This window comes from Pseudomonas brassicacearum, assembly GCF_918698105.1.
Lineage (GTDB): Bacteria > Pseudomonadota > Gammaproteobacteria > Pseudomonadales > Pseudomonadaceae > Aquipseudomonas > Aquipseudomonas brassicacearum_F.
Map to the genome: position 1 here is coordinate 1 of NZ_CAKKMI010000144.1, position 6,752 is coordinate 6,752.

Annotated in this window: 6 protein-coding genes; 4 read left to right on the forward strand and 2 right to left on the reverse strand. The window is 62.9% G+C overall.

From position 1 onward, the window contains the following. Positions 1 to 158 precede the first annotated feature (158 nt). From LQ215_RS29095 to LQ215_RS29105, 3 genes are read left to right on the forward strand one after another with little or no spacing between them, the layout of a single operon-like run. Positions 159 to 2,159: an FUSC family protein gene (locus LQ215_RS29095; protein ID WP_230153686.1), complete on the forward strand. Its 2,001-nt coding sequence runs from the start codon at positions 159 to 161 to the stop codon at positions 2,157 to 2,159. Continuing rightward, on the forward strand, positions 2,146 to 2,352 hold the full coding sequence (locus LQ215_RS29100; RefSeq protein WP_003198565.1) for a DUF1656 domain-containing protein: 207 nt from the start codon (positions 2,146 to 2,148) through the stop codon (positions 2,350 to 2,352). The genes LQ215_RS29095 and LQ215_RS29100 overlap by 14 nt, the downstream gene beginning before the upstream one ends. Positions 2,353 to 2,361: 9 nt before the next feature. Further along, positions 2,362 to 3,225: an efflux RND transporter periplasmic adaptor subunit gene (locus tag LQ215_RS29105; protein WP_230153687.1), complete on the forward strand. Its 864-nt coding sequence runs from the start codon at positions 2,362 to 2,364 to the stop codon at positions 3,223 to 3,225. Positions 3,226 to 3,288: 63 nt separating this feature from the next. Here the strand turns inward: LQ215_RS29105 and LQ215_RS29110 are convergent, their stop codons facing one another. Together LQ215_RS29110 and LQ215_RS29115 are read right to left on the reverse strand one after the other, a co-directional pair. Further along, positions 3,289 to 3,759, reverse strand: coding sequence for a MaoC family dehydratase (locus LQ215_RS29110; protein ID WP_003198569.1), 471 nt, complete (start codon positions 3,757 to 3,759; stop codon positions 3,289 to 3,291). Between the two features lie 44 nt (positions 3,760 to 3,803). Next, a complete protein-coding gene (locus LQ215_RS29115; protein WP_230153688.1) occupies positions 3,804 to 4,748 on the reverse strand; it encodes an alpha/beta hydrolase in 945 nt (314 codons plus the stop codon). Between the two features lie 224 nt (positions 4,749 to 4,972). Here LQ215_RS29115 and fadD2 point away from each other — a divergent pair, with 224 nt between their 5' ends. Then, positions 4,973 to 6,661: a long-chain-fatty-acid--CoA ligase FadD2 gene (gene fadD2 / locus LQ215_RS29120; RefSeq protein ID WP_230153689.1), complete on the forward strand. Its 1,689-nt coding sequence runs from the start codon at positions 4,973 to 4,975 to the stop codon at positions 6,659 to 6,661. The last annotated feature ends 91 nt before the right edge of the window (positions 6,662 to 6,752 follow it).

Below are 6,752 nucleotides of genomic sequence, written 5' to 3' on the forward strand. Positions count from 1 at the left end.
GCGCAACCCAGCGGGAGCAAGCTCCCTCGCCACGAAAGCCTTCGCCCGGTGGGGCGACAAACAACTCTGGACTCGGATAGATAGCTAGCTAATAATTGCGTCGCCTATCCCCCTGCATTGCATCTATTGTTACTGGCATCCCCCAAAGAGTTTTTCGCGTGCCCATTACCTTCCAGGCCTTGTTTGCCCCCGACCGCCTCGCTTTGCAGTTCGCCATCAAGACCGTGCTTGGCGCTGGGCTGGCGTTGTGGCTGGCGCTGCGCTGGGGGTTGGAGCAGCCCTCATGGGCGCTGATGACCGCAATCATCGTCGCCCAGCCACTGTCCGGGATGGTGGTGCAGAAGGGGTTGGCGCGATTGCTCGGCACGCTGGTGGGCACCGTCATGTCGGTGGTGTTCATGGGCCTGTTTGCCCAGGCGCCCTGGTTGTTCCTGCTGGCCTTGGCGCTCTGGCTGGGGTTGTGCACAGCGTGTTCGACGCTGCTGCGCAGTGCCTGGTCGTATTCGTTCGTGCTGGCCGGTTACACGGTGGCGATCATTGCCTTGCCGGCCATTTCCCATCCGCTGGGTGTGTTCGAGCAGGCGGTGGCGCGCTGCACCGAGATCAGCCTGGGCATTGTCTGCGCCACGGCGGCCAGTGCCTTGCTCTGGCCGTTGCGGGTCGAGCGGCAACTGGCCGGTCAGGCCCTTGCGGCCTGGCAGAGCGGCATGCAGGCCGCCCGGACGACCCTGGCTGGCGATGTCCAGGCGCGAAAAGGGTTGCTGGAAATTCTGGGCAGGATTGTCGCGGTGGATGCCCAGCGCGAACATGCCTGGTTCGAAGGCAGCCGTGGCCGACAGCGAGCCCGGGCCATCAGCGGTTTGAGCCAGAAATTGCTGATGTTGTTGCGCCTGTCGCGCTCGGTGCGGCGGCAGTGGAAACAGCTCGACCCCGAGGAGGCCGAGGCCCTCCAGCCGTGGATGAACGAGGTACAGCAGGCCCTCGACGCCGACAGTGCGACCTTGCAAGCCTTGCGCCCCCGGGTATGGGATGCGTCTCACGACCCGCAGATCAGCTCGGCGCAAAGTTACTGCCTGGCGCGGTTCGCCTTGTTGCTCGATACCGCCCTGGCCGCCTGCGCAGCCATGACGGCGGTGCAGGAGGGCAGGGAGGCCGCGGATCCACCGCGAACCCTGGCGCCCCATCGTGATCTGTCCCTGGCCATGGTCTTTGGTGCTCGCAGCGCCCTGGCGTTCCTGGTGGTTGCCTGTTTCTGGCTGGCGACTGCCTGGCCCGCCGCTTCGGGTGCGCTGGTGCTGACGTGCGTGGTGTGCAGCCTGTTTGCCAGTCGCGAAAACGGCGCGCAGATCGGCATGAGTTTTCTGCGTGGCATCCTGTTGGCGGTGCCGACGGCGTTCGTGATCGGTGAGCTCGTACTCCCGCAATGGAGCAGTTTTGCGATGCTCTGCATGGCCATGGGCGTGCCGTTGTTTTTCGGTGCGCTGGGCATGGCCAAGCCGCAGATTTTTGCCACGGCGACGTCGTTCTGCCTGCATTTCGTGGTGTTGGTTTCACCGCTCAATACCATGAAGTACGACGTCGCGGCGTTCTTCAACAACGCCCAGGCCATGATGATTGGCGTGGGCGCGGCGGTGCTGGCCTTCAATGTGCTGATTTTGCGCAACCCGGCCTGGCACAGCCGCCGCCTGCTGGCCGCGACCCTCCACGATCTGGTGCGCCTGACCCATCGCAGCCTGCGTGGCGCCGAGAGCTGGTTCGGCGGGCGCATGGCCGACCGACTGTTGCAGTTGGCGCGGCATTATCCTGAATTGCCGGTGCAGGCGCGCAGCCGTTGGGATGATGGTTTGCTTGGCCTGGACATTGGCGATGAACTGTTGCATTTGCGCCTGAGCCTGGCCGTCGCCCAGGTGCCCGATAGCCGGGCGCAGCGCCGTTATTTCGAAGCGCTGGAGCAGGTGCTCGAACATGGCCCGAGCGGTGACCAGGCCGATGCGCTGGCCCCGGCAAGTGCCGAGTTCCTGAACGTGTTGTCGAGCCAGCCGCCCGGTGACGCCTTGAAGCTGGCCCAGGGCGCGGTGGTGCAATTGCAAAACAGCTGGCGCGCCTGGTGCCACCAGCACGAACCTGAACGACGGGAGCACAGCCATGGGCTTGCGTGAGTGGTCGATTGGCGGGGTGTTGCTCAGCCCGTTCCTGATTTACGTGGTGCTGGCATTGCTGGTGACCGGTGCGTTGCGCCTGTTGCTCAGCCTGGTGCCGGCCGGGCGCTGGATCTGGCATGAAGCCTTGTTCGACTGCGCCCTGTATGTCTGTGTCCTGACCGTTATTACCGTGGTCCTCGGGCCGCTATAGGAGTTGAACATGCGTACATCCGTACGTGTCGCCGTCACGCTGTGCATGGTGGCCGTGGCGATCTTCGCCGGGTTTCACCTGTGGCAGTACTACATGCTCACACCCTGGACCCGCGATGCGCGGATCCGCGCCGACGTGGTGGTGATTGCCCCTGACGTGTCGGGCTGGGTGCGCGAGCTCAAGGCGGTGGATAACCAGCAGGTCAAGGCCGGCGATGTGTTGCTGAGCATCGACCGCGAGCGTTTCGAAGCGGCGGTGGAGAAGGCTCGGGCGGTGGTGCAGACGCGCCAGCAGCAACTGAGCCTGCGTGAACACGAAGCCAGCCGCCGCGCGGCTCTTGGGCCCCAGGCCATTAGCGCCGAACTGCGAGAAAACGCCCAGATCAACGCCGGCATCGCCCGCGGCGAACTGCGCGAAGCCCAGGCCGAGGCCAAGGTCGCCGAGCTCAACCTGGCCCGCAGCCAGGTCCTGGCCCCACGCAACGGCCACATCACCAACCTGCGCCTGGCCGAAGGCAACTACGTGAACGCCGGGCAACCGGTGATGGCGCTGATCGACGACTCGACGTTCTACGTACAGGCCTATTTCGAAGAAACCAAGTTGCCGAGGATCCGCGTGGGCGATCCGGTCAAGATCTGGCTGATGAGCGCCGGCCACGCATTGGAGGGCCATGTCGAGAGCATCAGCCGTGGCATTACCGACCGCAACACCAACCCCGATGCGCAGTTGCTGGCGGAGGTCGAGCCGACCTTCAACTGGGTGCGCCTGGCCCAGCGGATCCCGGTGCGGATCAAGTTGGACAAGGTGCCGGAGGGGCTGAGCCTGAGCGCCGGGATGACGGCGAGCGTGCAGGTGCGCGAAGACCAGCCATAGTCCGTTGCGCCACAGGGGATGCGTTGTTTCATCCAATCCGCTGGGACTGATCGCTTCAGTGAATCAACCGACAGTAATCGCTGGCAACGTCGGCAAGGTCACGGTCTGCTGCTTGCGCGGTGCGAGGATTTCGGCTTCGCCGTCCACCACCAGCTCGTCGCGCTGGTTGAACACGCGCGTGGCGATGCGCACACGGAATTTCGGCAGTTTCTCCAGGATTTCCAGGCGCACGGTCAGGGTGTCGCCGATTTTCACCGGTTTCTGGAAGCTCATCTGCTGGCCGATATAGATGGTGCCCGGCCCAGGCAACTCGCAGGCCACCGCCGCGCTGATCAGCGCACCGCTGAACATGCCATGGGCAATGCGCTCCTTGAACATGCTCGCGGCGGCGAACTCGGCGTCCAGGTGCACCGGGTTGTGATCGCCCGACATCGCCGCGAACAGCTGGATATCACGCTCTTCCACGGTCTTGCTGTAGCTGGCGGTCTGGCCTACTTCGAGGGCTTCGTAAGGGGTGTTGGTAACCTGGGTCATCTGTTTCAAATCCTGTGAAGGAGTAAAGGAAAAACGCTGCAAGCCTACTCGCTGCGTGGCGGCCGCTTGTGGCTCAGGGCCTGGGCAATCCAGGCCAGCACGTCGGCGGTCACTTCATCGCGGTTGGTTTCATTGAACAGTTCGTGCCGGGCCTGCGGGTAAATCGTCAATTGCAGGTGCCGGATGCCGGCGTCACGCAAGGCGTCGGCCAGATCCTTCAGACGCTTGCCTTCGCTCACCGGATCACATTCGCCACCCATCACTAGCAGGGGCAGGCCCGGATCGATCTGGGCGAGATTGGACGCTTTGCTGATTTGCTGCAAGCCACCGAGCAGGTCGACCCACAGTTGATTGGTGCAGCGAAAGCCACACAGCGGGTCGTGGACGTACTTGTCGACTTCGCCCGGGTCGCGGCTGAGCCAGTCGAAGGGGGTACGCGTGGGTTTGAACTTTTTGTTGAAACTGCCGAACGACAGCCACTCGATCAATGCGCTGCGCCCCGTGGCACCCTGGCGCCAGCGTTCGAAGCGGGCAATCAGGCGAGCGCTGCGGTAGAGCGTCACCGGCTGAAAGTTCGAGCCGCTGAGAATCGCCCCGTGCAGGCTGGCGCTGTGATGCAACAGATAACCCTGGGCGATGTAGCTGCCCATGCTGTGGCCTAGCAATACGATAGGGGTTTCGGGGTGTTGTTGGCCGATGTGCTGGTTGAGGCTGGCCAGGTCGCCCACGACCTTGGCCCAGCCGTCCTCGTCGGCAAAGTGGCCGAGAATCGCTTCCTCGCCGGTCTTGCCATGGCCGCGCAGGTCCATGGCGCAGACCCCGTAGCCTTCGTCGCACAACGCCTGGGCCAGGCGCGCGTAGCGGCCGCTGTGTTCGGCCATGCCGTGGGCCAGCATGATGACTGCCAAAGGGGCGGTTTCGGGCAGCCATTGGTTGACGAACAGGCGGCTATGGTCGGTCGCGGTCAGCCAGAACGTTTGGTGGATCATGGCGATTCCTTTGCACAAAGTCAGACGCAGCGTCGCTGCATTGTATAGCGCATCCGCTGCGTCTCGCCTGATCAGGCCACGCCATGGCAGGAAGATTCACACAATCTATGACGCAGGTTGCCATATTTGCCTGATTGGCCATAGCTGCTAGTGTCCCAGGAGCTCCGCCTCTGCAAGCGATACAGATGCGGCCCGGACATGCTCAGGTAAAGAGGACAAAAACAATGCAGCCTGATTTCTGGAATGACAAGCGCCCGGCCGGCGTGCCCCTGGATGTTGACCTTGGGGCCTACAAGTCGGTGATCGAGGTGTTCGAACGTTCCTGTAAGAAATTTGCCGACCGTCCGGCGTTCAGCAACATGGGGGTGACGCTCACCTATGCCGAGCTCGAGCGCTACAGCGCGGCCTTCGCCGGCTTCCTGCAAGCCCATACCGACCTGGCGCCGGGCGATCGAATCGCGGTGCAGATGCCTAACATCCTGCAGTACCCGATCGCCGTGTTCGGGGCCTTGCGCGCCGGGCTGATCGTGGTCAACACCAACCCGCTGTACACCGCGCGGGAAATGCGTCATCAGTTCAAGGACTCCGGTGCCCGGGCCTTGGTGTACCTGAATATGTTCGGGCAGAAAGTCCAGGAGGTGTTGCCCGATACGGACCTGCAGTACCTGATCGAAGCGAAGATGGGTGACCTGATGCCCACCGCCAAGGGCTGGCTGGTCAACACGATGGTGAGCAAGGTCAAGAAAATGGTCCCGGCCTATTCGCTGCCCCAGGCCATTTCCTTCAAGAGCGCCTTGCGCCTGGGACGCGGCCAGGGCATCACGCCGCTGAAAGTCAGCCTCGACGATATTGCGGTATTGCAATACACCGGCGGCACCACCGGGTTGGCGAAGGGCGCGATGCTGACCCACGGCAACCTGGTGGCCAACATGCAACAGGCCCGGGCCTGCCTGGGACAGCTCGGCGATGACGGCCATCCACTGCTGCGCGAAGGCCAGGAGGTCATGATCGCACCGCTGCCGCTTTACCATATCTATGCGTTCACGGCGAACTGCATGTGCATGATGGTGACCGGCAACCACAACGTGCTGATCACCAATCCGCGGGACATCGGTGGTTTCATCAAGGAACTGAAGAACTGGCGTTTCTCGTTGCTGCTGGGGCTCAACACGTTGTTCGTGGCATTGATGGACCATCCGGAGTTCAAGACCCTGGATTTTTCCAACCTCAAGGTCACCAACTCGGGCGGCACGGCGCTGATCAAGGCCACCGCCGAACGTTGGGAGCAGATCACCGGTTGCGGCATCACCGAAGGTTATGGCCTGACCGAAACCTCGCCAGTGGCCAGTGCCAACCCTTACGGCGGCAAGTCCCGATTGGGCACGGTGGGGATGCCGGTGCCGGGCACCCTGATGAAAGTGATCAACGACGATGGCGTCGAGCAGCCCCTGGGCGAGCGCGGCGAGCTGTGCATCAAGGGGCCGCAGATCATGAAAGGCTACTGGAACAAGCCCGAGGCCACGGCCGAAGTGCTGGACCACGAGGGCTGGTTCAAGTCCGGCGATATCGCGGTGATCGACCCGGACGGTTTCGTGCGCATCGTCGATCGCAAGAAGGACATGATCATTGTCTCGGGCTTCAATGTGTACCCCAACGAGATCGAAGACGTGGTGATGGCCCATCCCAAGGTGGCCAACTGCGCGGTGATCGGTGTGCCGGACGAGCGTTCGGGGGAGGCGGTGAAGCTGTTCGTGGTGGCGCGCGAAACCGGCGTCAGCCTTGAAGAACTCAAGGCCTACTGCAAGGAGAACTTCACCGGCTACAAGGTACCCAAGCACATTGTGCTACGGGAGTCGTTGCCGATGACTCCGGTGGGCAAGATCTTGCGGCGGGAGCTGCGAGATATCGCCTGAGGCCAGAGAAGTCCAGTAGAAACCCCTGTGGGAGCGAGCTTGCTCGCGATGGCGGTGTATCAGCTAAATCAGATTCAGCTGGTCCACCGCC

Bases quoted from the DNA above. Each gene is read 5' to 3' on its own strand.
- LQ215_RS29100 (WP_003198565.1), top strand. From the start codon at position 2,146: ATGGGCTTGCGTGAGTGGTCGATTGGCGGGGTGTTGCTCAGCCCGTTC.
- LQ215_RS29105 (WP_230153687.1), top strand. From the start codon at position 2,362: ATGCGTACATCCGTACGTGTCGCCGTCACGCTGTGCATGGTGGCCGTG.
- LQ215_RS29110 (WP_003198569.1), bottom strand. From the start codon at position 3,759: ATGACCCAGGTTACCAACACCCCTTACGAAGCCCTCGAAGTAGGCCAG.
- LQ215_RS29115 (WP_230153688.1), bottom strand. From the start codon at position 4,748: ATGATCCACCAAACGTTCTGGCTGACCGCGACCGACCATAGCCGCCTG.
- fadD2 (WP_230153689.1), top strand. From the start codon at position 4,973: ATGCAGCCTGATTTCTGGAATGACAAGCGCCCGGCCGGCGTGCCCCTG.